General features: G+C 44.9%; 14 protein-coding genes. 4 read left to right on the top strand and 10 right to left on the bottom strand.

All coding sequences use genetic code 11. The annotated features are described in order from the left end of the window. Positions 1–59: 59 nt before the first annotated feature. From OKW21_RS08895 to OKW21_RS08860, 8 genes are all read right to left on the bottom strand, one after another. A complete protein-coding gene (locus OKW21_RS08895; RefSeq protein ID WP_277479064.1) occupies positions 60–1,019 on the bottom strand; it encodes a FecR family protein in 960 nt (319 codons plus the stop codon). 92 nt (positions 1,020–1,111) lie between these two features. Next, on the bottom strand, positions 1,112–1,714 hold the full coding sequence (locus OKW21_RS08890; RefSeq protein ID WP_277479063.1) for an RNA polymerase sigma factor: 603 nt from the start codon (positions 1,712–1,714) through the stop codon (positions 1,112–1,114). A gap of 1,041 nt (positions 1,715–2,755) precedes the next feature. Then, on the bottom strand, positions 2,756–3,790 hold the full coding sequence (locus tag OKW21_RS08885) for a DUF5627 domain-containing protein (RefSeq protein WP_277479062.1): 1,035 nt from the start codon (positions 3,788–3,790) through the stop codon (positions 2,756–2,758). Positions 3,791–3,830: 40 nt separating this feature from the next. Next, entirely contained in the window at positions 3,831–5,540 is a 1,710-nt protein-coding gene (locus OKW21_RS08880) for a RagB/SusD family nutrient uptake outer membrane protein (RefSeq protein WP_277479061.1), read from the bottom strand. 17 nt (positions 5,541–5,557) lie between these two features. Beyond that, positions 5,558–8,380 carry a SusC/RagA family TonB-linked outer membrane protein gene (locus OKW21_RS08875; RefSeq protein WP_277479060.1) on the bottom strand — a complete coding sequence of 941 codons (2,823 nt, stop codon included), beginning with the start codon at positions 8,378–8,380 and terminating at the stop codon, positions 5,558–5,560. A gap of 157 nt (positions 8,381–8,537) precedes the next feature. Further along, on the bottom strand, positions 8,538–10,352 hold the full coding sequence (locus OKW21_RS08870) for a RagB/SusD family nutrient uptake outer membrane protein (protein ID WP_277479059.1): 1,815 nt from the start codon (positions 10,350–10,352) through the stop codon (positions 8,538–8,540). 12 nt (positions 10,353–10,364) lie between these two features. Further along, on the bottom strand, positions 10,365–13,865 hold the full coding sequence (locus tag OKW21_RS08865) for a SusC/RagA family TonB-linked outer membrane protein (RefSeq protein WP_277479058.1): 3,501 nt from the start codon (positions 13,863–13,865) through the stop codon (positions 10,365–10,367). A 57-nt stretch (positions 13,866–13,922) separates the two neighbouring features. Then, positions 13,923–14,936, bottom strand: coding sequence for a FecR family protein (locus tag OKW21_RS08860; RefSeq protein ID WP_277479057.1), 1,014 nt, complete (start codon positions 14,934–14,936; stop codon positions 13,923–13,925). A gap of 264 nt (positions 14,937–15,200) precedes the next feature. On the opposite strand from OKW21_RS08860, the gene OKW21_RS08855 reads away from it, so the two are divergent. Further along, positions 15,201–15,389 carry a hypothetical protein gene (locus OKW21_RS08855; RefSeq protein ID WP_277479056.1) on the top strand — a complete coding sequence of 63 codons (189 nt, stop codon included), beginning with the start codon at positions 15,201–15,203 and terminating at the stop codon, positions 15,387–15,389. Positions 15,390–15,481: 92 nt separating this feature from the next. Here the strand turns inward: OKW21_RS08855 and OKW21_RS08850 are convergent, their stop codons facing one another. Beyond that, the gene (locus tag OKW21_RS08850; RefSeq protein ID WP_277479055.1) at positions 15,482–16,078 is read right to left on the bottom strand and encodes an RNA polymerase sigma factor; all 597 of its coding nucleotides are present in this window, start codon (positions 16,076–16,078) and stop codon (positions 15,482–15,484) included. A 962-nt stretch (positions 16,079–17,040) separates the two neighbouring features. Here OKW21_RS08850 and OKW21_RS08845 point away from each other — a divergent pair. From OKW21_RS08845 to OKW21_RS08835, 3 genes are read left to right on the top strand one after another with little or no spacing between them, the layout of a single operon-like run. Continuing rightward, positions 17,041–18,369, top strand: a complete 1,329-nt coding sequence (locus tag OKW21_RS08845; protein WP_277479054.1) for a TolC family protein — start codon at positions 17,041–17,043, stop codon at positions 18,367–18,369. A gap of 8 nt (positions 18,370–18,377) precedes the next feature. Then, the gene (locus tag OKW21_RS08840; RefSeq protein WP_277479053.1) at positions 18,378–19,541 is read left to right on the top strand and encodes an efflux RND transporter periplasmic adaptor subunit; all 1,164 of its coding nucleotides are present in this window, start codon (positions 18,378–18,380) and stop codon (positions 19,539–19,541) included. A gap of 34 nt (positions 19,542–19,575) precedes the next feature. After that, complete coding sequence (locus OKW21_RS08835; protein ID WP_277479052.1) at positions 19,576–22,743, top strand: efflux RND transporter permease subunit; 3,168 nt, start codon at positions 19,576–19,578, stop codon at positions 22,741–22,743. Positions 22,744–22,933: 190 nt separating this feature from the next. Here OKW21_RS08835 and OKW21_RS08830 read toward each other — a convergent pair whose 3' ends face one another. Next, positions 22,934–23,653 carry an SDR family oxidoreductase gene (locus OKW21_RS08830; protein WP_277479051.1) on the bottom strand — a complete coding sequence of 240 codons (720 nt, stop codon included), beginning with the start codon at positions 23,651–23,653 and terminating at the stop codon, positions 22,934–22,936. Positions 23,654–23,773: the final 120 nt, after the last annotated feature.

Raw genomic sequence — 23,773 nt, 5'->3', positions numbered from 1 at the left:
TTTCTGAAAATGAATGCAAGGCGAATTCAGGGTCAATATGATTGGGTTGGCAGTTTTTTTTATTCCAAATAAATTTTATTATCCTCTTTGATTAAATTGATGTCAAAGGTCTTTTCAACAAGGGTCATCATCACCTCCAGATCTCTTATTACATCCTGCGCATTCATTTCCTTATTAAGTAGTGTTTGATCCTGGATTTCAATACTAATTCCGTAGGTGTCTTCCATAAGCTGAAACACTTCTCTTAAAGGCGTATGATCAAAGACAACTGTTCCTTTTCTCCAGGAGCTATAGAACTCAGGGTTGACAACTTTTTTCTCAATTTTATCTTCCTCAAGCGAATAGCTTACCTTATCCCCCGGCTCCATCAGCATACTTTTCTCTTTCTTATTTTCGGGCAGTTCCAGCCTTACTTTACCGGTGCTTAAGACTACATCCGTTTTTTTTCTTCGGGTATTTACATTGAACTTAGTGCCCAACACACTTACGACCAGATCCGCTGTGTGCACTTTAAAAGGAGCATCATCTCTGGTATGCTGTACCTCAAAAAAACCTTCGCCCTCCAACCAGATTTCTCGGGGCTGATCCGGAAAGTAGCTAAGAGTGGAATTGGCATTCAGAAAAACGATAGAGCCGTCACCCAGTTCAACTTCTCTGGTTTCGCCAAAAGCAGTTTCTACCTCTACCGTATTTGGCTGAAGCAGAAGCAATAGCAAGGAACTCATCAGCAACATACTGATAGCCGCGGCGACCCAGTATCTGAGTAGTGGTTTCTTGGAATCCGTTTTTTCTTCCCTGCCTATCTTCTGATATATTTTGTTCAGCAGATAAGTATCATTTTGACTTCCGACATGGAAATCAGAGTTCTGGGCATATGATTGTATTTTTTCGTCCAGTCGATGAGCATAATATGTCTGCCCCTCAGGAGTAGCCAGCCATTCAAGGACTCGTTTTGCCTCTTCAGGGCTGCAGAGATTCTCAAAATAGCGTTCAAGGATATCGGATGAGGGCCTTCTCATGTGTAGTATTTTGCTTTTTATTATATACTACACAGCAAATCCTTAATCGTATATAAGAATTTGAAAAAAAATTTGCGCTTTAAAAAAACCGATTAGAGCATAATATCAAGAAGAGAAAAAAATAACAGCTTGATGCCATGTAAGCTAATCAACTGGCGAAGCCTGCGAGATGACTGGCTAAGATACATTTTTACAGTATTGATAGATACATCCAGTTCGTTGGCAATCTGCTCGTTGGACAGGCCTTTATAAATACTTAACTCAAGAATATTTTTTTTGAGCTCAGAAAGCTGGCTAACTTCCTGGTTGATCCTGGATTGAATTTCCTGGCTGATCACAGTATCCTCTGTGCTATTGAAGCTCTGTGGTTGAGCTTTAGCAAAACTGTAGTTTTTCAGAATTTCGTTTTTACGGGTTCTGATAATGTTTAAGATATGATTTTTAAGACAGGTGAAGAGAAAACCTTTAATAGAAAGCGTTGGCTCCAGACTTTCTCTTTTTATCCATAGTTTACAAAAAATCTCTTGTACCGCGTCTTCAGCCAGTTCCTCACTTTTAAGCTCCTGGACAGCGAAGTGTTTCAGTGGGGTACAAAAGTTATAGAACACCTCTTCAAAAGCAGATCTTTCTCCCTTCCGCAAACGTTTTACCAAGCTATAATTATCGAGAATTTCCTGCTTAGTTTGGTCTTTCATTGAGGTTCAATCAGATTAAAAAGCAATAATTTTATAATCTTAAAAAAATAAGGGTAAATATTCAAAACACATTATCAAATTTTTATTTGTATATGTAAGTTTTGCTATCGCAGGACAAGAATGATCATACTTTCCTCATCAAATTCATTGTCTGGCCAAATATTAGCCTGCCTTAATGACCACTCTTTAATAATAGGAGAAGCTTGCCCCTCATCGCTGACTTCGCCGATCAGATGCATACTTTCGCCACCTTCCTACCCTTTGACAGCTAAAAAACTTGCTTTTCAGTATGGGTATGCTGCCATTTTAACGGCTTTAAAGACGTATGGACCTTTTCCTGTATCCATCACTTAAAATTACGCGCATCCCCCTCAGGGGCCGAATAATACTTTTGTAAATCTACAGGCACTCACTTTTTCCGGGACTAGCCATTTGCGGGAAGAGTGATTATTAACACCCCATCGGTAGCGAAAATAAATCTCTGACCTTCAGCAATTTAAGCATAAGCAGCTCACAAAGCAAAGCCTGTGATGCAGAAGAGACAAACATGATTGGTTCTGCTCTTATTAAAATAAGTAAAGAGGCGCTTAGTGATTATTGGAGGGGATTTTCGCCATAAGCTTATCATTCGTGGGCAAAAGTATAAGACTTAGGAAAAGCTATTTTTGAATCGGGACGCTAAGCTTATCTTTTTCCCTGAAGTTATACTGACCTATCTCGGGGGCTAGTGTATGCTTTTGGTAAGCTTGATCAATACTCATATGAAACTTTCAAGCTCTTTGACAGGTGAAAAAGACGCCGTCATCGATGTAAGTAAAAAGAAGAAAGTGCTGGTAATAAAAAGTTATGTTCACTTTAGTATTTTACCAAAGAGAACATAACTGAATTTTATTTGATAGGTATGATTACTTCTCCGCCTGGTAGTGAGAATGTACACAAATTGAAAAACCACTTGTCAAACCAGCCAAGCTATTCATCCGGCTACTAGAAGTAAGCTGTCCATTGTACTTACCAGCCTTCAGGACCAAAGAATATGCTAATTCACTCATTTTCGTTTAGTTCAATGGCAAATTCCTCAAAGGTTACTGCCCGGTCACGTATGACCAGCGTATCTTTTACCGCATGGGTTTCGTTGTTGGCAGCATCGGTATAGTTATAATCCAGGTAGATTACATCCCTGGCTTTACCGCCCCATTCATCGGCTTCTTCCACAAATGTACCGCTGCCGCTGATATTATAAGGGTCACCTTCAGCACTGCGAATACTGCACTGATCATCATTGCCAAACACCAATTCCAAAAGAAGGTTACCGGGACTTGACTTTTCACCTCTTCTCACTGTATTTTCCAGTGTTACCGACTGATGACCAGAAGTGCTTACCATTACTACTTCATCTTTTACTACATACTCACTATGATATTCGTTTTCCACTACATTTCCAGAAGCATCTGTCATCACATCCACACCTCTGCGCAGATAATGTCCGTGGTATTTGTTGATGAACTTAATGCCGTAAAGCGTATAGTCCTGAGGCAGCACATTCCAGTGTGAGGGGTCAACGGGATCAGGATTTTCCACTACGCTTTCACCTGAAAGTAAAGTGTCCAGGTTTTCTAACTGAGTAAGCCGTATTGGAACCACGTAGTTTACTTCTCCCTGAGGGGCAAAGGAGAGCGAATCGTTAAAAAAAGCATTGTTTAACTGGACTGTGATCCTTCCTTTGGTATCGCCGGCAGGAATGGTAAGTGGGCTTTCGGTTTCTATGGTATAGTACTCCTGAGACAAAGCCTGTACGTTGGCTACATTATCCAAAAGGCTGTTATCCAGCTCAAAATGTACCCTCCGGTCCTCATTATTTTCATATACACCACTCATGGTCATACCGATTTCAAAACGCTGCTCATTGTCATTCTCATTGATACCCTGTTCGTACTTGCCCAGGATAAGGGTACGGATGGGGGTCTGGTAAGGAAAATAACCTGCCTTGGTAGCATAATCCGGATAGATGATTTCCTGGTTATTACAAGAGGCAAGCAACAGGATCAATAATGCTGCGATGATATTTTTATAGCTCATGGTAAGTAGTTTTAAGTTATATGATTTCATTTGCAGTGCATTACCAACCTTCGTTTTGTTCCAGATTGCTAAATTTCACAGTTTCAAACTGGGGGATTGGTCCGTAAAAAGCTCGTTCACCAAACTGGCGGGGCTCCACTGCGATAGGAACGTACTGGTTGCCATTATAGAAAGCTCCGCTTATGTCTTCATTAAGGTCAAGTTTCCAGCGCCGCATGTCCCAGAAGCGGTGTCCTTCAAAACAAAGTTCCAACCTTCGCTCATTACGAATGAGTGCACGCATGGCCTCTGTTGAATTGACTGATTGTAAATGAGCATCTGGTTGAGCAATACCCGCCCGCTGACGAATAGCAGAAATCACCTGCCGGGCACTCATGCCCTCTACCATAAAATCAGGCCCACCCAACTCATTGGCAGCCTCGGCAAATACCAGGAAGATATCGGTATAGCGCAGAAAGATATTGTAACGCTCCTGGTCGGTGGTTGAGCCGTCAGAACTGATCACCACGTCTGGCCTCAACAGCTTTTTGAGGTAATAACCTGAGCGGGTAGATTTCTGGGCGATAGAGTCAACACGATCTATACCCGCTCTTCTACCGGTATAAATGGTATTACCTCCGATCTCATTTCCATTATAGAGAATATATTTAGCCAAACGGGGGTCCCTGCCTTCGTAAGGATTACTTGCATTGTAGCCTGAAGCGGGATCAGTGATGGGGTAGCCATTTTCCATAGGAAAGGCATCTACCAGGCTTTGAGAAGGGTTTACCCTGCCATCACCATTTAGCGAGGGGGGAAGTTGATTTTCTTCCAACCAGGAGGATCTGTATACCGAGCTTCTCCAGAGAAGTTCGCTAAGATTCTTGTCTCCATCATCATCATAAAACTCCAGCCCCTCGGGGTCCAGTCCGGCGATACCACCGATGTCATTGATAAGTTCAGCGGCCTGGCTTGCAGCCTGCTGGTAATAATCGCCACCACCGTTGAGGAAAGCGGGGCTGGCAGCCAGCAGAGCAAGCTTTGCCTGATAGGCTTTGATGTGCCTTCCGCTGATGCGGAGGTTGTTATTAGAACCAAATACAAATTTATAGGCATCAGGATCATAAGCTTCATATGGAGGCGGTGGACCAGCGATATCATCGGTATAGTCCATGGGCAGCAACTCCAGAGCGCCATTGAAATCCGCGTTAATCGCGTTGACCGTCTCCTCAAAACCAAGACGGGGCACATTAAAATCTCCGTCTGATGCTACAAATTCGGTAAAGTAAGGAATGCCCAGCAACTCACCTGAACGCCCTTTTCCGGCATGCGCCCGAAGGATGTATAAATGATGTAAGCCTCTCAGCGCCAGCGCCTCACCCAGGAGGCGCTGCTTAAAGAGTTCGTTGATCTCGGGGTCACGCTTCCACTGCACATTTTCAATGGTAGGGATAAATTTGTTGATGTAAAATATGGACTCATACTTACCCCAGCGGCTGGGTGGGCTGTACTGTGCTGTCCACTCCCCTACCGCGATGCGGCGAAAACCGCTGCTCAGATCATTAGTTACAGCGTCATCAGTGCCTACTCCGGTAAACGTATACTGGTTAATAAGATCGTTATAGGCATTCATCAATACCCCCTCTGCGAATGCGGGGTCATAATTGAGACGATCTTCACCCAGGGCATTTTCATCTACCGGCTCAATGAGCTCTTCGCAAGCTATACTTCCCGCCAGGCTTATGATAAATATGTATTTAAATAGTTTCATTGCTGCTGTATTTATGATTAAAACTTAGCTCTCAGACCTACGGAAAAGCTACGGTACATTGTACTAAAAAACCCGGAGCTAAGGCCAGCCAGTTGCCTTTTCTCCTTATGTCTGGCAAACTCTACCAGATTAGAACCAGCTACATACACACTGATATGTTCCATGTTGATATTGTTCACCCAAGCCCGCGGCAGCTTATAGGTAAGCTGTGCCCTCTGAATTCTGAAGTAGGAATTATCATACATCCAGAAGGTAGAGTTCCTGAAGTTGTTATTGTTTTGCTGTGAAGAAAGGCGGGGAAAAGTAGCGGTCCGGGCAGTCTCAGGCGTCCAACGATTCAGCACTACATCTGAATATTTATCGTCGCCATCTACCCAGAAATAATCACCTTCAAGTATATTCTGATGGCCGGTTTCTCCTATCCCCAATACAAAGAGGCTGAAGCCTTTGTACTCAAGACGCATATTGGTACTGTAGGTCCAGGGCGCTCTCCATCTTCCGATATTGACCTGATCCTGGTCGTTGACGACACCATCCTTGTTCTGATCAATATAACGTATGTCCCCCGCTTGTACATCGCCATAGGCCGGCATAGGCAGGCCATCTCTTAGCATGCCCTCTTCATTAAAATCCTCTGCACCATAAAAGCCCTGGTCTTCCAGGCCCCAGTAAGCATCAATAGACTGCCCTTCCCTGTTCTGGTAAACGTCATCATATTTCTCATCTACCCTAATCCTTTCAGAATTGGCATACATGCCCCTGGCACCTATGTCTACCCTCACCTGACCAAGATAGTCAGCGTAGTTGAGTCCCAGTTCCATACCCTGATAGCGGTCAAGGTTATAATTGCTGTACGGCATAAAATCTACATAGTATGATGGATACTGATTGTTTAGTCGGGTCACCTGCTTGTCTATGTCTGATTGGAAGGCATTCATTTCCATCCAAAGACTGTTAAAGAGTATAGTCTCAAAACCTAAATTAAGATCTTTGCGCTGCTCAAAACCAAAATTATCGTTGCGGCCCTGTAGTATTCGGGTAGACTCATTGTTAAAGCCATCAGCCCAGCTGTATCCCCCCCCGTTCTGTTCATAAATTTCGCGGTACAAAAAATAATCTTCAATCCCGTAGTCGGTGTTGATCGTTCCTGCAGAAGCTTTTAGCTTCAGATAGTTGAGCCATGCTGAGTTTTCCAGAAAGTTCTCCTCAGACACTACATAAGCCAGCCCGAGGGTTGGAGAAAACTTGCCCCGATTACCTTCCGGAAGTTTAACTGAGTTGACGTAGGCAGCGCTAAAATCAAGCAGCAGTTTATTGTCATAGCTGTAAGCTGCCTGAAATGCCACATGCGTGTTTTTTTGTGGCTGTGCCTGGTTTCTGATGTACATATTGTTGGCAAAGCCGATCAGAGAAGTATTTAAGCTGTGCTTTTCTCCAATCTGCTTATCGTATGTAAGCATGCCGTAGAAACCATAGCGGGTAATAAAATTCTGGGTACTCGCATTCTCGGTGAGGTCTTTCCTGTCCTGATCTCCCAGGCGGTTGAGGGCCACAATGCTCTGAGGAGACCCGGTTTCATTACTCCAGGTAGGTTCGTAGATAGAGTAGGTATTGTTGACCGACAAAGCATAGGTATTATAAAAGTCAAAGCTGATATAGGTCTTGGCCGATAACCCCTGCGCTAGCTGGCTCAAATCAAAGTCTATGGCATTATTGACCTGGGTAATGCGCGAGATATATTCATTATAACCTCCTGCCAGCACATCAGCTACCGGGGTGTTGTCCTGATAAGCCTGAGAACCACCCAGCAAGCTTCCACTGTAAATATTGGCAGCCTCCACTTGCCCGCTCAGCTCCTCATTGAGGGTTGTATCAATTAAAGAAACCGGCAACAAGGGTGAGAAAATATGCGGCTTACGGGTCATTCCTTCTTGCAGGAGATTAGCCTTAGCGGTTTTGGTGCTACTGACAACTGAAACCACATCCAGGCTACTGGAAATAAAATCATTGACTTTGAAATCAATATTCCCCCTCACGTTAAAGCGATGAGATCCTGCATTGGCATCAGGGTTGAGTCTGACCAGCGAACCTGAATTGTTGTAACCCAGGTTAATGTAATATTGGGTATTCTCACTACCCCCGGAAAACTCGGCCAGCACATTGGCATACTGGGTACGAGGCCTCAGATACTGGTCAGAATAAAAATCTACATCAGGGTACTGATAAGGATTCTCCCCGCTGCGGAAATTATCAATCTGCTGCTGTGAAAACACTGAATCCAGTCCATCGTTGAGCCGGGCTTCATTAAAAAGCCCCATGTAGTCAGCAGACCCCAGGTAGCTGGGCAAAGAAACAGGTGCTTGCACCCCGTAGTTGACGATTACATTAGCCCTGCGAAATTGAGAGCTTCCCCGTTTGGTGGTTACTACGATGACGCCGTTTCTGCCCATAGCACCGTACTGGGCTACTGCATTAGCATCTTTGAGCACGGTAATTTGCTCAATTTCTTCGGAGTTAAGCAAGTCAATAGATCGGCCGGGTATGCCGTCAACTACGATCATGGCGTCGCCCAGGCCGCGAATATTATCACTTCCGTACAGGCCGGTGATACGTCCCAGCAGGGCATTTCTCACCCACTGGGTATTGTCATAGTTCAAGTAAGATTCAGGGCGTATGGCAGAAACCGCGCCTACGATTTCCTTTCTACCCTTCTTGGTAAATCCCAGGTCTATTGTATCGTTTGCGATGACTGAGGTGCTATTGTTTTCCACTATCACTTTCTCCACTTTACCTTCATTATCGCTTGCCTGTCCGTATGCCTGGTATGCAAGGCAAAACATACATAAGCATCCGCTCAACAATGTTTTGGTAAAAACTTTTGAATATATCATGGTCGTTTTGCACTAAGTGATTGAATATAAATTAGGTTGTATTTTGGTATTCCATCCGGGGTATTCCATACGGGACATTCCATACCGGGCATTACTATCCCGGGCATTACCATCCCGGATTTTGTTCAAAGCCCGGATACAATTCGGTATCGTTCTGAGGAAAAGGCAGCCAGTAGTGCTTTTCGTCAAATACTTTGGTACGTAGCACTTCTTCAATAAAGTAAGTATGTCCTTCATCAAAGCGTAGCCCTGTCTTTTTCTTGTATTTTTCCTGCTCACCCAGGCGCCAGCGCCTCAGATCCATCCAGCGATGGCCTTCCCAGCTCAGCTCTACGGCACGCTCACGACGAACTTCATCCATAAACTTCTGAGCATCGCTGGTAAATTGTACCGGCGCTACCCCTGCCCTATTTCTTAGTGTATTGATTGCCTGCTCGGCAGTCAGAGGGTATGATGATGGAGCTTGCGTGGCTCCATAAGCTGCATGGGCTGCCTCGGCATACATAAGGTAGACATCGGTAAGCCGCATATGCAGCCTGAATGGAAGGTAGTTACCAATCTGATTGTCAAACCAGTTGAAAGACCTGGCGTACCACTTTTTGCTTAGATAGCCGGTACGAGTACCCAGGTCTACCGCAGGATAGCGATGTGCTCCGCCTTCATAAAACTTAGCATAGCGATGCACTTCATTTTCGCCACTGGCAGCGCCCAGGTTTTCTACCATCTGGTCTCCGTCTAACACTACCCATTTGTAAAGGCGGGGGTCACGTCCTTCCCAGGGGTTTGCAGGATCATAATTGGGACTATCTTCGGTAGATAAGCCATCGGCCATACCGAAATTATGGTGGATATAGTTGTGTGTAGGAAATTGTGTATCCCGCTGCTCGCAATGGCTTCCGATCTGAAAAGCCTGGGAAAGAAATCTGGGAAACCAACCCACATCTCCCGACTGGCTGAAAATAAATTCAGTGCTGCCGGGATAAACATAGCCGGTAGTACCACTATAAGAATAAAACACATCCTGATAGTTTTCCCAATCAGCTAGTGCAAGGTATCCTGCATCTTCTAATCTCAGAACCTCGGCAAATGCATCTACTGCCATCCGGCTCAGCTCCTGATCGTATTCGTAAGGATCGGTGGACTCTATCATCAAAGGGCTGGCAGCAAAGAGCAGATTTTTCCCCTTAAAAGCCCAGGCAGCCGCTTTGGTTGCCCGAAACTGGTTAGCACCTTTGGTTTTCTGTCCGGCAGGATGTTCATCCCAGTCTTCCGGCAAAAGTTGAGCGGCCATTTCAAAATCCTTATCAATAGCCAGGGCAGTCTCCTGGAAAGTTTCAGGACGGGGTAGCTGCCATTTTTCAGAACCCAGGGGCTCGTCAATGTAAGGGATACGACCCCAGAACTTCATGATTTCATGATGGAAAAAGCCCCGAAAAAAGTAGGCCTGTCCCAGAATCACATCTTTCTCTTCCTGGGTAGCGTCTACCATCAGCTCAACATTCTGAATCGCGATATTGGCTTTGCGTATACCCGCCCAGCTACTCTGCCAGATACCAGCACGGTTAAAAGGGTAATTATCATTGGTATTGGCATTATCATTATAGAAAAAAGTGCCGATTCCATTGCCTCCGGTTCTGATCCAGTTCCAGTACATGCCCTGGTCAATGCGGTAGTCAAACTGCCAGTTTTGGGTCCCGATTGCATCGTCGCCATAGCACATATAGGCCTGCCAGTGAGTGCCCGTACCGTAGTTGACCACCATCGCGTACATCTCTTCCACAAAGCCCTGGGCATTGTTAAAATTCTTAAACACCTCTCCCTGGTCAAGATTAGTCTCTATGGTTTTGTCCAAATATTCTTCGCATGAGGATACCATAAACAAGAGGCACATCATGCTCAATAATTTTATATAGTTTTTCATAACCGCTCTTATTTAAAAGTTTACATTAACGCCGACATTAAAACGCCTGAAGGTGGGGTATTCACCCCTTACATAGCTATCTCCACTTCTGTTGCTCTCCCTGTCATCCGGAAGGTGTGACCACAAAAACAGGTTGTTACCATTTACAAATACTTTGTAATTAGCTGAACCACCGGTGAAGGTGTAAGCGACCTCAGCGTTTTTCAGCCGGACATAGGAAGCGTCAAAAAAATTACGGTAGCCATCGGTAGCCGCTCCCCCTTTCCAACTGGGCAAAACCGTTTCGGCATTAGGATTGTCTACCGTCCAGTAATCCGTATTATGCTCAAAATAGAGGGGGGTAAATTTGTGAAAATCCCATACAGTATGCTGCTTGGTAGCATTATAGGAACCGTAGAATTGTACCATCACCGATAGATTATGGTAGTTGGCCCCCAGGGTCCAGTTCCAGGTATTAATGGGCTGCTGGGGATAGCCATAAGGCGCACTGTCTGTATTACCATCATGACGGCCATCGGCATTAAAGTCTAGCATGTCATAGTAGCCCGGACGTCGATACTGCATATCGTTTGCCAGGGGCACCGACATATACACATCATCCCAACTGCTCATCAGTTCTCCATTGATAGGTCTTTTATAGAGGCCAATGGGAAAGCCTTCTGTTTTGAGGTGGTCGTCTTTGAGCTCAGGTTCTTCCCTGTAAAGTATTTTGCTCCTTGCCTGTGTAAAGGCTACATTGGACCAAAGCTTCAGCTCCGGATTGACATAGTGGTTAAATCCCAGCGCCAGCTCAAAGCCCTGTACCCGGGTGCGTCCCACGTTCAGGTCAGGTGCTTTAAAACCCAGGAAAGAAGGTACGCTTCTGTCATCTCCAACCACGATAATGTCGTTACGCTCTTCTTTGAAGACGTCAAAATTTGCTGTAAACAGATTGTTCATGAGGGTAAGGTCAAAACCCAGGTTGGCTTTGGTAGCGGTCTCCCAGTGGAGGTCGGGATTGCCAATCACATCTTCCTGATAGAATGTATAGGGTGAACGCTGCCCCCAGGGGTTGGAATTATTCATATAAGCCGCACCTCCGGAAGCCCACTGGGAAATATACCCCCAGCGACCAGAGACATTATCGTCCCCCACCTCGCCATAAGAGCCACGGATTTTGAACATATCCAGCCATCCGGCCGACTGCATAAAAGCTTCATTGGAAACCATCCAGCCCAGGGCTACGGAAGGGAAGAGCTCAAAGCGGTAGCCTGGTCCAAACCTTTCGGTACCATTATAGGCTCCATTTACATCCAGAAAGTACCTTTCGTCATAATTGTAAGTAGCCCGGGCTACCCAGTCTTCACGGTAGCGGGGAAACATGGACCCCTCAGCATATTCTTCACGGTTCATGAGCAGCAGTACTGTCGTATTATGCTTTTCAGCGAAGGTCTGGTCATAGTTGAGTGAAAGCTGATAAAATAACCTGCGGCTGGGTGCCCAGATTTCTAGCGGATCATAGTACCAGGGCTGAATCACATAGTCAAACTGGTTATCGCCGGGAGGTGTGATGAATAATTCTTCACCATTATCCAGGTAACGCTTATAGATCACATTATCCATGCCTGCGGGATTGTTTTCCCTTACTCCACCCTGGCCACTAAAGTTATTGTCATAAGCCAGACGCCCTCTGAACATAAGGCCGGGAAGCAGCATGTCTAACCTTTGTTCCAGAATAAAATCCGTATTCACCTGTATCCTATGCTCCTGTACCGAACCTTTACTGGTCATGATCATAAGAGGATTGGTAGTATCCCAGATGTTTGCCGGGTCTTTACCGTAAGTTCCGTCTTCGTGAATAGGATAGAACAGGCTGGGTGCCATACCGTAAAGGCTGGAATACACCAGTCGCATATCTCCGTTACCTATTGTGCGCTGTATGCCATAATGACCAGAGAGATTTACAGACACTCGGGTGGTACTGGTAATGTCAAAATCTATGTTGCTGCGGTAGTTGAAACGGTCGTAGCTGAAATTTGGCTGATAGCTCCTTCCGTTGTCGTAGCCGGAGCCATCAAATATATCACCTACCCGCTGATAGGCGATGGCACCAAAATACTTGGCAAAGTCAGATCCTCCGCGTACGGAAAGATTGACATTATAGTCCATCGCGAAATCTTTCATCACCACATCAGCCCAATCTACATCGGGATAGCGCTCTCTCTCGTATTGATTCGCCGGATTGCGGTAAATATCCATAACAGCCCGGGGGGTGTAATCCGCCCATGACTCTTCTATGCCTGTCACCTCACGCTCTATGGCATCGTTGACCACACCCAGAGCCCGGTAGGCATCCAGTTTCTGAGGAATTTTAGAGGGTGTTTTTACCGTAGCGTTTGCTGATAGTGAAAGCTGAGGCTTTCCTTTTTTTCCTCTTTTGGTGGTAATCAGGATTACACCATTAGCACCTTTTACCCCAAATACCGCGGTAGCGGAAGCATCTTTAAGTACCGATAACTTTTCAATATCATTGATGTTGATATCGTTCATGCTCCGCTCCACCCCATCTACCAGTACCAGAGGCTGTCCGCTGCCGTTCCAGGTACTCTTACCACGGATGTAGATTTCGGGATTTTCCTCTCCAGGCATCCCGGTATTACTAACCGTGATTACGCCAGGTACTCTACCCGTCAGGGCCTGGCCAACGGTACTTACCCCACCTGACTGCTGCAATACTTCGCCGGAGGTCTGTACAATTGAACCTACCACGCTTTCCTTCTTCTGCTCACCGTAACCGATAACTACTACTTCTTCCAAGGACTTGATGTCTGGAGTGAGCTGCACATTGATCACTGAGCGTCCCTGAATATCAATTTCCTGCGTAGTATAGCCGATGGATGAGAATATAAGGGTGTTAGCATCATCGTCAATGGTGAGCTTGTAATTACCGTCAATATCTGTAACTGTACCTACGGTGGACTCCTTTACCAGTACATTTACACCGGGAAGTCCTTCACCACTCTCTTCGTCAGTAATTTTTCCGCTGATGGTTTTATCCATCATCCGTTCATGACTAAGACTGGGCCTATCGTCCAGGGCAGCTACCAGTGCCTGCCTGGGTATTTTTCCACCATCTGCCAGTAGCTTCAGCTGTTGTTTTTGTAAGGGCATAAGCCCGGTTTCCTCTTTCTGTTCAGCAAAAATCACATAGTGCTCAGAGCTGATCTTCTCGTAGTCGAGGGACAAAGGCGATAGCAGCCGATCTAATACTACGTGCAGGCTGTCATGTGGAAGGCTGTTCATCAATTCAGTATCCACAAACTTATCTTTGACAATCTGACTGTTGAAGTTGAAACGTACATTATAACGCGACTCCAGAGATAAGATAACTCCTGAGAGCGCTTTCTTGTCTTTTTGCTGAGGCTCATCCCCCTTGTTAAGCTTCGCTGCCGATGCCAGTTGCTGCGCATGAAGATCAAAGGAGAGCATACTCAAAAAAAGGATGCACATGATACATCGGTGAAAGTGTTTCATAGTCTGAGTAGTTTTTAAGTTGTATGTATTATTATTCGCTTTCCGGCAAATACCGGCTTAAGGGGCGTTCTTCTGCTTTTCTTCCAATGTGATACGCCCATTCTCCCTCTTTATATTGAGGTCAAAAGAGCGCGCCAGTGTTTTGAGTAATAGCTCCGGTTGATCCGCAGGGTTTGAACCAGTAAAATATAAATGTGCCAGGCTGTCGTTTTCAAACCCAACCTCATATCCATAATTATCCTTGATCAGCCCTGCTATTTTTTCAAGAGGAGTATCCTTGAATAGCAACAGGTTATCTTTCCAGGAGGTATAGAGGGTGGTATCCACAGTTTTTTGGTTGATTTGCCGGCTTTCACGTTCGTATTCTACCAGATCACCAGGTTGCATCACCCATTGGGCCTTACCTTCCTGCCCTTGTGTCTTCACTTTTACCTTGCCCGAGTTCAGTACCACTGTTGCTTTCTCATCCCTGCTATTGACGTTAAATTGTGTACCCAATACTTCTACTGTAAAATTATCCGCAGTATGTACCAGAAACCTTCTGTTATCTTGGGTATGCACTACCGAGAAGAAAGCTTCACCCTCCAGCCATACTTCGCGGATGTCTTGCTCCTGCCAGGACTCAGATAGACGAAGCTCTGAATTTGCATTGAGCATCACTTCTGTACCATCGGGCAGACTGATCTTTCTGGTTTCCCCGAATGTGGTAGCATATTGTAAGGAGTCAGAAGAGGCATAAAACCAATAAAACATGCCTGATAGCAATACAAAGCCCAGGAAAGTGGCGGCAATGCTCCAGTAGCGCCAACGGTAGTCAGGCTTGGGTTTTCCGGCAATAGATGGGGCAAACAAAGCCTCACTGCTAACAATCCGACCAAATATTTCGTCAGCACGGTCAGCATTCATTCTGGGAAGCTCCCCCAACCTTGCCCTCACTTCCTCTATCCGAGGGAAGCCTGCGGCATCATCCGAGTTTTTCAGGTAGTAGATGATGGTCTCTATTTCATCAGGAGTACAGCTATCCTCCAGAAATTTGTAGAATAATGATTTGATATATTGAGGGTTAGCCAAGGCTCCGGGGTTTAATGATTGAAGTATACCCCTATTACACATGAGTAGGATGGAGGGACGATCGGGCAGAGAATTTTTTTATTTTTTTTTATTATGCCCAAGGGTCAGTTACTCTAGAGACTTCTTTTGTTTCTTGATCCCGTTCAGTAAAGCCAGCTAGCGTATATTCACAAGTCATGGAAAAATAAGCCATCAAGTCATCCCCTAGTGGCAACTGACGAAAGATGCTTGGCAATGTTAAAATCTATGATTTCCAAGAGGGTTATGTGTTCCACACGGGATGTTCCACCCCGGGATGCTAAGTATCTGCATCTCTGGCGAAATGAACAGGACTGGCGTTACCTGATCCCGCTGGCTCCTGACTTCGGAATGAATGGTTCATGCAATACATCTTCCATCCGTTTCATAAAAGAAAACCAGAACAAACGCTGCTATTTTATGGCAATTATTTGATAATGAGAATACTAAAAATTTATGCATGTACCTTTGAGAAGGTCACAGGCCGGGGAAAGTATGGACAATTGCATAATAAAGTCAGCAGAAGCTTACCAAGAAAGCTGAGCCAAGAGCGTAATGCTAACAGCAATATCCGCATGTATTTTCAGGTATTCTTTGATAGATTTAAGAGACTTGACAATCTGATCTTTGACCGTATGTTGAGAAATACCCAGTTGACCGGCAATTTCTTCATGGCTGAGTCCCTGTACCCGGCTCATCCGGAAGATCATCTGCCTTCTGGCAGGTAAGCAGGCAATAGCTTGGTCTTTAAAAGCTTCCAGCTCATTATAGATCACCTGATCTTCAGTGCTGAAATGTGAATTGAGCCGATGGTAAAAAATTTGCTCTCTGAGTTTGTCACTATAGGCTGCGTTTCTTAAGACATTGTAGATATGGTTTTGCGTAATTTTGTAAAGGTAAGCTTTAATAGATAGCTCAGGATTAAGCTTTCTTCTGTTATTCCAGACTTTCATGAATATTTCCTGAACCGCTTCTTCAGCCATCAATTTTGACTTGGTAAGCTTGAAACTGTAGCCGTAAAGCAAATCTTTGTAGCAGTCATAAATTTCTCTGAAAGCATGGTGATCTCCTTCAGCAATTTTTTTTATGATTTCCTGCTCATTATTTGAGTGTTTGTCTTCCAAATTGATGAAGTAGTATAGGTAGTGTTATAAAAAATGATTTTGTAGTAGTATTTCAACAACTTAATTATTTTGCAACAATATTAAAAATCTATCACTTAATATTGTGAATATTTGAGTATTTACTGCTTTTTCTCACAAAATCATATAAAGACAAGTACTCTTTAAGTTACATGACCATTTTAAGTACTTTTTAAGCAAATTGAGTTCACACAGTGTTTCTTCGTTCGGTTTTCAGCAAACATGGGAGGCTTTACAATGATTGAATATTGATTTGAGACAGAGTTACAACCTGGCGACCAGCCTCAACACCGGCAGTATTGGCCACTACTTTTTTCTGATATATGTTGCAACCTAATTGAGTTGGTTACCCCCCCCTTGACAATGAGGCCAGAGGTTTGTGATTTTTCATCAAAGCCATATTTATTCGGATGTATCTCTGCACATGCCCGCTCTACCCGGCTCAATAAAAAGAAGGATGTCTAATCGCCACGCTGATCAAGAGCATCATCTATTGAACCATGGCGGCGACAGCCTCCTGAAAAAAAGATGAATCCTTGACTGATAGAGAGCGTTAGCTGAGGACTGGCCTGCGCTGTTTATCTGCTATTTTTCATAGGTAAAATTCTACTTGCTTAACGATTAATACTCAGGCTTAAATTGGATCAAATAGATTCTTCTGCGCCATTGGTGTTATTTTAAAAAAATGATCGTTTTTTTTGAAAAACTCATTAACCTAAAGCGAATGATACCGTAAACCCATCAATAATGTGTGCTTTTTACATACTATTTTGAATAGCTGCTTTTTGTATTACTTAGGCAATAGATTAATCATAATGAGCCCCTGTTCATTCATTCGGTCTGCGTTAGAGGAGATATGTGGGACCGTTCATTGTGACTTCAAAGCGCTACGTATTAAGGCAATAACCAATCAGTAGCATCAATCATTGACAATATCATCGTACATGAAAACTTTTTTTGATCTTGTACCACTTCTGTTGGGTTTCCTGAGTATAATGTTTCCTTTAAAAGCTCAGATCAATGCGGATACCGTAGCCGGGGAGTTCAGTCTTGCGTACTGTGTAGACTATGCCCTATCTCATAAACCAGCAGTAAAGCAGGCACTCATTGATGAAGCTATCGGGGAAAGAGAAATTAAGGCAAGTCTTTCTGCCTGGCTACCTCAAATTTCAGCCCGCTATAATGCTTCGCATAATTTTAAGTTACAAACCACTGCCTTCGGAGATCAGCTGATCACCATCGGAAGAAAAAACAATTCCAACATTATTCTGCAAGCCGATCAGACTATTTACAGCAGAGATGTGTTATTGGCTTCAAAAGCGGCCAGCTACACACGTGATCAGTTGGACCAAAATACCAAGGAAAGCAAAATCAATACTGTAGTAAATGTCAGTAAGGCCTTCTACGATATTTTGCTTACCAGGCAACAACTCCAGATTCTGGACGAAAACATTGTCCGTCAGGAAAAACAGTACAATGATGCCCTCAGCCAATACCGTAGCGGACTGGTAGATAAGACAGATTACCAGAGGGCCAGCATCACCCTGGCCAATACCCGGGCAGACCTGAAAAGAGCGCAGGAATCTCTGGGAGTTAAATTTGCTTACCTCAAAGAGTTGATGGGTTATCCTATTGACAAAGAACTGGAGCTTGTTTATGACTACGAGCTTATGGCACAGGATATCGCAATAGATACCACACAGCTGCTTGAATACAGTAAGCGAGTAGAATATCAGCAGCTTCAAACACAAAGACAGTTGTTACAGCTCAATACAAGTTATTACCGCTGGAGCTTCCTGCCCACCATTTCTGCATTTGCCAATTACAACTGGATTTATTTGAATGATGAGATGTCACAACTCTATCAGCAGGCATATCCTACTTCTGCTGCCGGTCTGCAACTTAGCCTTCCCATCTTCCAGGGGACAAGAAGAATACAGGAACTGCAGATCGCCCAATTACAGGAAGAGCGTTTGGAAGTGAATGTATCGGATGTAAAAAGTGCGATTCACACTGACTATCAGGCTGCACTGGCAAGCTATAAGAGTGACTACATCGAATGGCAGACGCTCAGGGAAAATATGCAGGTAGCGGAAGAGGTATATGATATCATCAAGCTGCAATATGACGAAGGTATCAAAGCCTATCTGGATCTGGTGCTGGCAGAGACTGACCTGAGAACTGCGCAGCTCAATTATTACAACGCTCTATACAACGTGCTTGCAAGTAAACTGGACTTACAAAAAGCATTGGGAAATATTGACTTCAATTAATTTTTAAGATGTACATTTTAACCAAGAGAAGCTTATACTGGCTGATCGCAGCCTTTTCTGCTCCTGTTTTATTATCCTCATGTGGTGACTCAAGTGGCGCACAGCAACAAAATGCTGATCTACAAGCCATTTCGGTCAATGCTTATACCGTAAACTCAGAAGATGTGACTGGTACGGATACCTATCCCGGAACCGTGGTGCCTCTGAATGAGGTAGAATTGCGGCCTCAGGTCGCAGGCTATATCACCAATATTTATGTAGAAGATGGCCAGGAGGTAAAAAAAGGGGAAAGACTTTACGAAATTGACCGAAGGAAATACCAGGCCTCATACCAACAGGCTCAGGCTAATCTGGAGAGCAGCAAGGCCAATCTTGAGAAAGTAAAAAAAGACCTGGAAAGGTACGAAAGGCTGAATGAGCAGGAAGCTATTGCTACACAAAGGTTAGATTATGCCCGTACCGACCTCGAAACAGCCAGGTCACAGGTAGCTTCTGCCAAAGCTCAGCTTGAAAGTGCTTCCACTGACCTTACCTATTCAGTGATCAACGCTCCTTTTTCAGGAACCGTCGGTATCTCCCAAGTCAGAGTTGGAGCCCAGGTATCTCCCGGGCAACCTTTACTTAATACGCTTTCATCCGACGATCCCATTTCCGTAGATTTTGTAATCAACGAGAAAGAGATTCCGCGTTTCAACCGGCTTATGCAAAATAAAAGCGATCAGCCTGACTCACTCTTTACCATAGAACTTAGTGATGGTAGCACATACCCCTATCCGGGAACACTGAGCACCATTGACCGGGCTGTGGACCGTCAAAGTGGAACCATCAATTTACGCCTTAGCTTTCCTAACCCTGAACGACAGCTGATCGCCGGCATGACCGTTACAGTCAAAGTGATGAACCAGGACATTGGACAGCAACTTGTGATTCCCTACAAAGCAGTAACCGAACAAATGGGTGAAAGGTATGTGTGGGTCATTGAAAGTGACTCTGTAAGGCAGCAAAACCTAATGCTGGGGACTCGTTTTGGGAGATCTATCGTCGTACGGGAAGGGCTTTTTGAAGGACAGGAGATTGTCGTAGATGGAATTCAGCGCCTGCGACAGGGCGCTAGAATACAGATAGCCAATAAACAAGAAGAGACTGCTTCTTCATCAGCAGCCAGCAAGTAATTTTTTGACTAAGACTTTTTCTGATTAGCATAATATGATTTCAGATGTATTTATCAGGAGGCCTGTTACCTCCATGGTTATTTCCATAGTAATTGTTTTGGTAGGCCTCATTGCCATGCTCAACCTTGCCGTCACGCAATATCCGGATATTACCCCGCCGGTAGTTTCGGTATCTGGCATTTATACCGGTGCCGACGCGGAAACCGTGGAGCAAACGGTTGCCACTCCTGTAGAGACGCAAATAAACGGAACCCCCGGAATGGCTTATGTGAGCTCTACCAATACCAGTACCGGTCAGATGCAGATGAACGTGACCTTTGAGGTTGGTACAGATGTGGACATCGCTACCATGGATGTTCAAAACCGGGTGAGTATTGCTGAACCCCGCCTGCCGGAAGCAGTGAGAAGGCTAGGTTTGACAGTACGAAAAAGAAATCCCAGCATCATGATGATCGTAGGCATCTACTCCCCCAAAGGGACGCACGACATCAAATTTCTGGATAATTATACCAATATCTTCGTCAGGGACGCGCTTTTACGTGTTCCCGGTGTAGGCGATATCACCGCTATTGGTCAGGACTTCAGCATGCGCCTTTGGCTTAAGCCAGATAAACTGGCACAATATAACATCAGCGCAAGAGAGGTTAATGCTGCCATACAGGAACAAAATGTGCAGGTTGCAGCCGGAACGGTCGGCGCCATGCCACAGTTCGCCACCCAGTCATTTGAATACCCCATTACGGTGAACGGACGACTGTCTACCCAGGAAGAGTTTGAAAATATCATCGTCCGTACCTCCCCCTCTGATGGCTCAATTGTTTACCTGAAAGATGTTGCCCGCATTGACTTCGGCAGATTTGACTACGGAAGGACAACCATAGTGGATGGTAATCCCGCTTCCATCTTACTGATCTACCAGGCCCCGGGAAGTAATGCGCTGGAAACAGCGGAAGGCGTGTATCAGGCCTTAGATGAGTTAGAGGCCGGCTTTCCTGCCGACGTAAATTCAGTGGTCTCCATGGAAACTGCTACTGTGGTAGAGACCTCCATTGAAGAGGTGGTAAATACACTTTTGGAAGCTTTGGTACTGGTAATCCTGGTCGTATTTCTGTTCCTCCAAAGCTGGAGAGCTACCTTGATTCCTATACTTGCCATTCCTGTTTCCATTATCGGGACATTCATCTTTTTTATCCCACTGGATTTTACCATCAATACCCTTACGCTTTTTGGCTTTGTGCTGGCGATAGGTATCGTGGTAGATGACGCTATAGTAGTGGTGGAAGCTGTACAGCATAACATTGATGAGGAAAAGCTTTCCCCTATGGAAGCCACGCGTAAGGCAATGAAGGAGATCACCGCTCCGGTTATCGCGATTGCTTTAATATTGGCAGCGGTTTTTATTCCGGTGGGTTTTATCCCCGGTATCGTGGGCAGACTGTATCAGCAATTCGCCATCACCATAGCCATTTCAGTATTGATCTCCGCATTTGTGGCACTCACCCTCACTCCTGCTCTTTGTACGCTTATCCTTAAGCCTTCAAAACCGGAAAAAGAGGCGAAAGGTCTGGCTAAATTCTTCCTTCGCTTCAACCGCTGGTTTAATAAAACCACGGAAAGATATTCGGTGGGCGTACAAAAAAGTATCAAGGCTACTCCACTGGTATTAATCATACTGATCTGCATTTATGTAGGTGCTTTTAGCTTATTTCAGACCAAGCCCACCGGCTTTATTCCTACCGAAGATGAAGGAAGGGTATTTATCTCACTAGAGCTTCCCGAAGGTGCGTCATCCACACGTACCAATGAGGTCATGGAAGAGGTGGCCAAGATCATAGATGAGATGCCAGCCATAGAGCATTACAACGCCATCGGCGGACTGAATGGTATTAATTTCTCTTTCAAGCCTAACAGTGCGACCTTCTTTACCCAGATGAAGCCCTGGAGTGAACGGACTGAGCCCTCAGAACAACTACAGGGGGTCATGAGCAGGCTCAGGCAAAAGTTTGCTTCCATAGAAGAAGCTGATATTGTAGTAGTATCTCCTCCCGCGATCCCCGGGCTCGGACAGTCAGGTGGTTTTAGCTTTGTTCTGGAACAGCGAAAAGAGGGAGATATTGATGAATTCGGGCAGGTGCTTGACCAGTTTTTAGCTGCTGCCAACCAACGGCCGGAAATAGCGATGGCCTACAGTTTCTTTACCTCCCAAACCCCCGGCTATCATGTAGAGGTAGACCGTGAAAAAGCCAAAAAGTTAGGGGTAGGTCTGGGTGAGGTTTTTAATACCATGTCATCTTATATGGGTAGCCAGTATATCAATGACTTCACCCGCTACGGACGTAACTTCAGGGTAGTGGCTCAGGCTGATACTTCATACAGAAATGACATCCGTGATATGGAGCAGTTTTATGTGATGAACCATCAGGGAAAAGCAATTCCTTTGAGCGCGCTGGTCAAATATGAGATCGTGGAGAACGCACCCGTAATCAACCACTACAATCTTTTCCGCTCTACCGATATCAATGGAAGTGCAGCTCCCGGTTATAGCAGTGGACAGGCACTACAGGCTTTAGAAGAGGTAGCTGCTGAAGTGCTTCCGGCAGGTTTTGGCTACGATTTCTCCGGGCTCAGCAGAGAGGAAAAGAAAGCCGGTAACAGTACCATCATCATTTTCGGAATATCCATTGTATTGGTACTATTACTTCTGGCAGCATTATACGAAAGCTGGTCTGTCCCTTTTTCTATACTCTTCGCCATACCCTTAGGCCTTTTCGGAGCAATACTGGCGCTTACATTTTTGCCTAAACTGGATAACAACGTCTACGCACAGATAGGGATGATCACGTTGATTGGCTTGGCGGCTAAAAATGCCATTCTGATCGTGGAATTCGCTAAAGAAAGAGTTGAGGCAGGTATGGAGCTGATTGCGGCAACCCTGGAGGCTGTCAAGTTGAGACTTCGCCCCATTATCATGACATCTATGGCATTTATTTTAGGGGTGGTTCCGCTGGTTCTTGCCAGTGGCGCTGGTGCGGTAGCTCGCCAAACCATCGGATGGACGGTGATTGGTGGGATGCTGGCAGCTACTTTTTTAGCTATCTTTGCAGTACCAGTGCTCTACGTAGCCATCACCCGCCTGGCCTATGGCAAGAAAAAGCTTCAGGAATTGCAGGCTTCCAACCAAACCCCAGAGCATCGGGCGTAAATAAAATTGATTGTTTTATCTAGATCATACAAACAAAAAGGTGCTTGTCTACAGCACCTTTTTGTTTGTAACTATCTTAATACTGCCTCAAAAATGTCGGGAAAAACCAACTTATAAAGCCTGATATTCAACAAAAAAAGGGAAAGCATGATTGTCAACACACTTTCCCTGGTGTTTAAGCTTGTGAAATTTACTTCTTAGGCGGCTGTGTAGGGCGTACCTCTACTTTACTGGGCAGCGTGCGGGGGTGCATCTCCATCAAGTCAACAACCATTTGCCCCAAATCTTCACTCTGAATTTTCCAGGCATCCTGCTCATTGGGTTGATGGTTGTTAAAATAAGTCGCCACTGAACCCGGCATGATGGTCGTTACCTTGATGCCATGTTGTCGTAAGTCAAGCATTACGGATTGGGTAAAGCCGGTTAGCCCAAACTTACTGGCATTATAGGCTGAGCCGTTGGGAAAAAAATTGGTTCCTGCCAGGCTTGAAATCGTAATAAAATATCCTTTTGACGACTTCAACGCATCTAAACCTGCCTTGATGGTATAGAATACCCCGGTGAGATTAGTATCTATGGTTTCATTCCACTGCTCGGCCGTCATCTCCTCAATAGAGGCAAAATGACCTAAGCCGGCATTAGCCACCAGCAGATCCAGTTTTTCCCATTTTTGTAAAAGTTGGTCTACCGCCTTTTGCTGCGACGCTAGGTCACGCACATCGGCAGCGATACCCATAGCTTCTCCTTTACCGGCTTTGTTTAGCGCAGATGCGGCTTCATCAGCTTTCGATTGTGATCGGCTGGTGATGGCTACTTTCATACCTTTGTCCATCAAGGCAGCTGCGATACCATAGCCAATTCCTTTACTTCCTCCGGTAATCAGTGCTGTTTTATTTTCCAGGTTTTGCATTTATTTGTTTGATTAAAAAATGAAACATCTACTAATGCTTACTTAATATACAATAGAATGTTTTTTTAAAGTAGCAGATATGCTGATCAGAAAGGCTAAAAAAATCTAGATATTCACCGC

It is taken from the genome of Catalinimonas alkaloidigena (genome assembly GCF_029504655.1).
GTDB lineage: Bacteria > Bacteroidota > Bacteroidia > Cytophagales > Cyclobacteriaceae > Catalinimonas > Catalinimonas alkaloidigena.
This window is presented reverse-complemented; position numbering and strand designations above follow the sequence as displayed.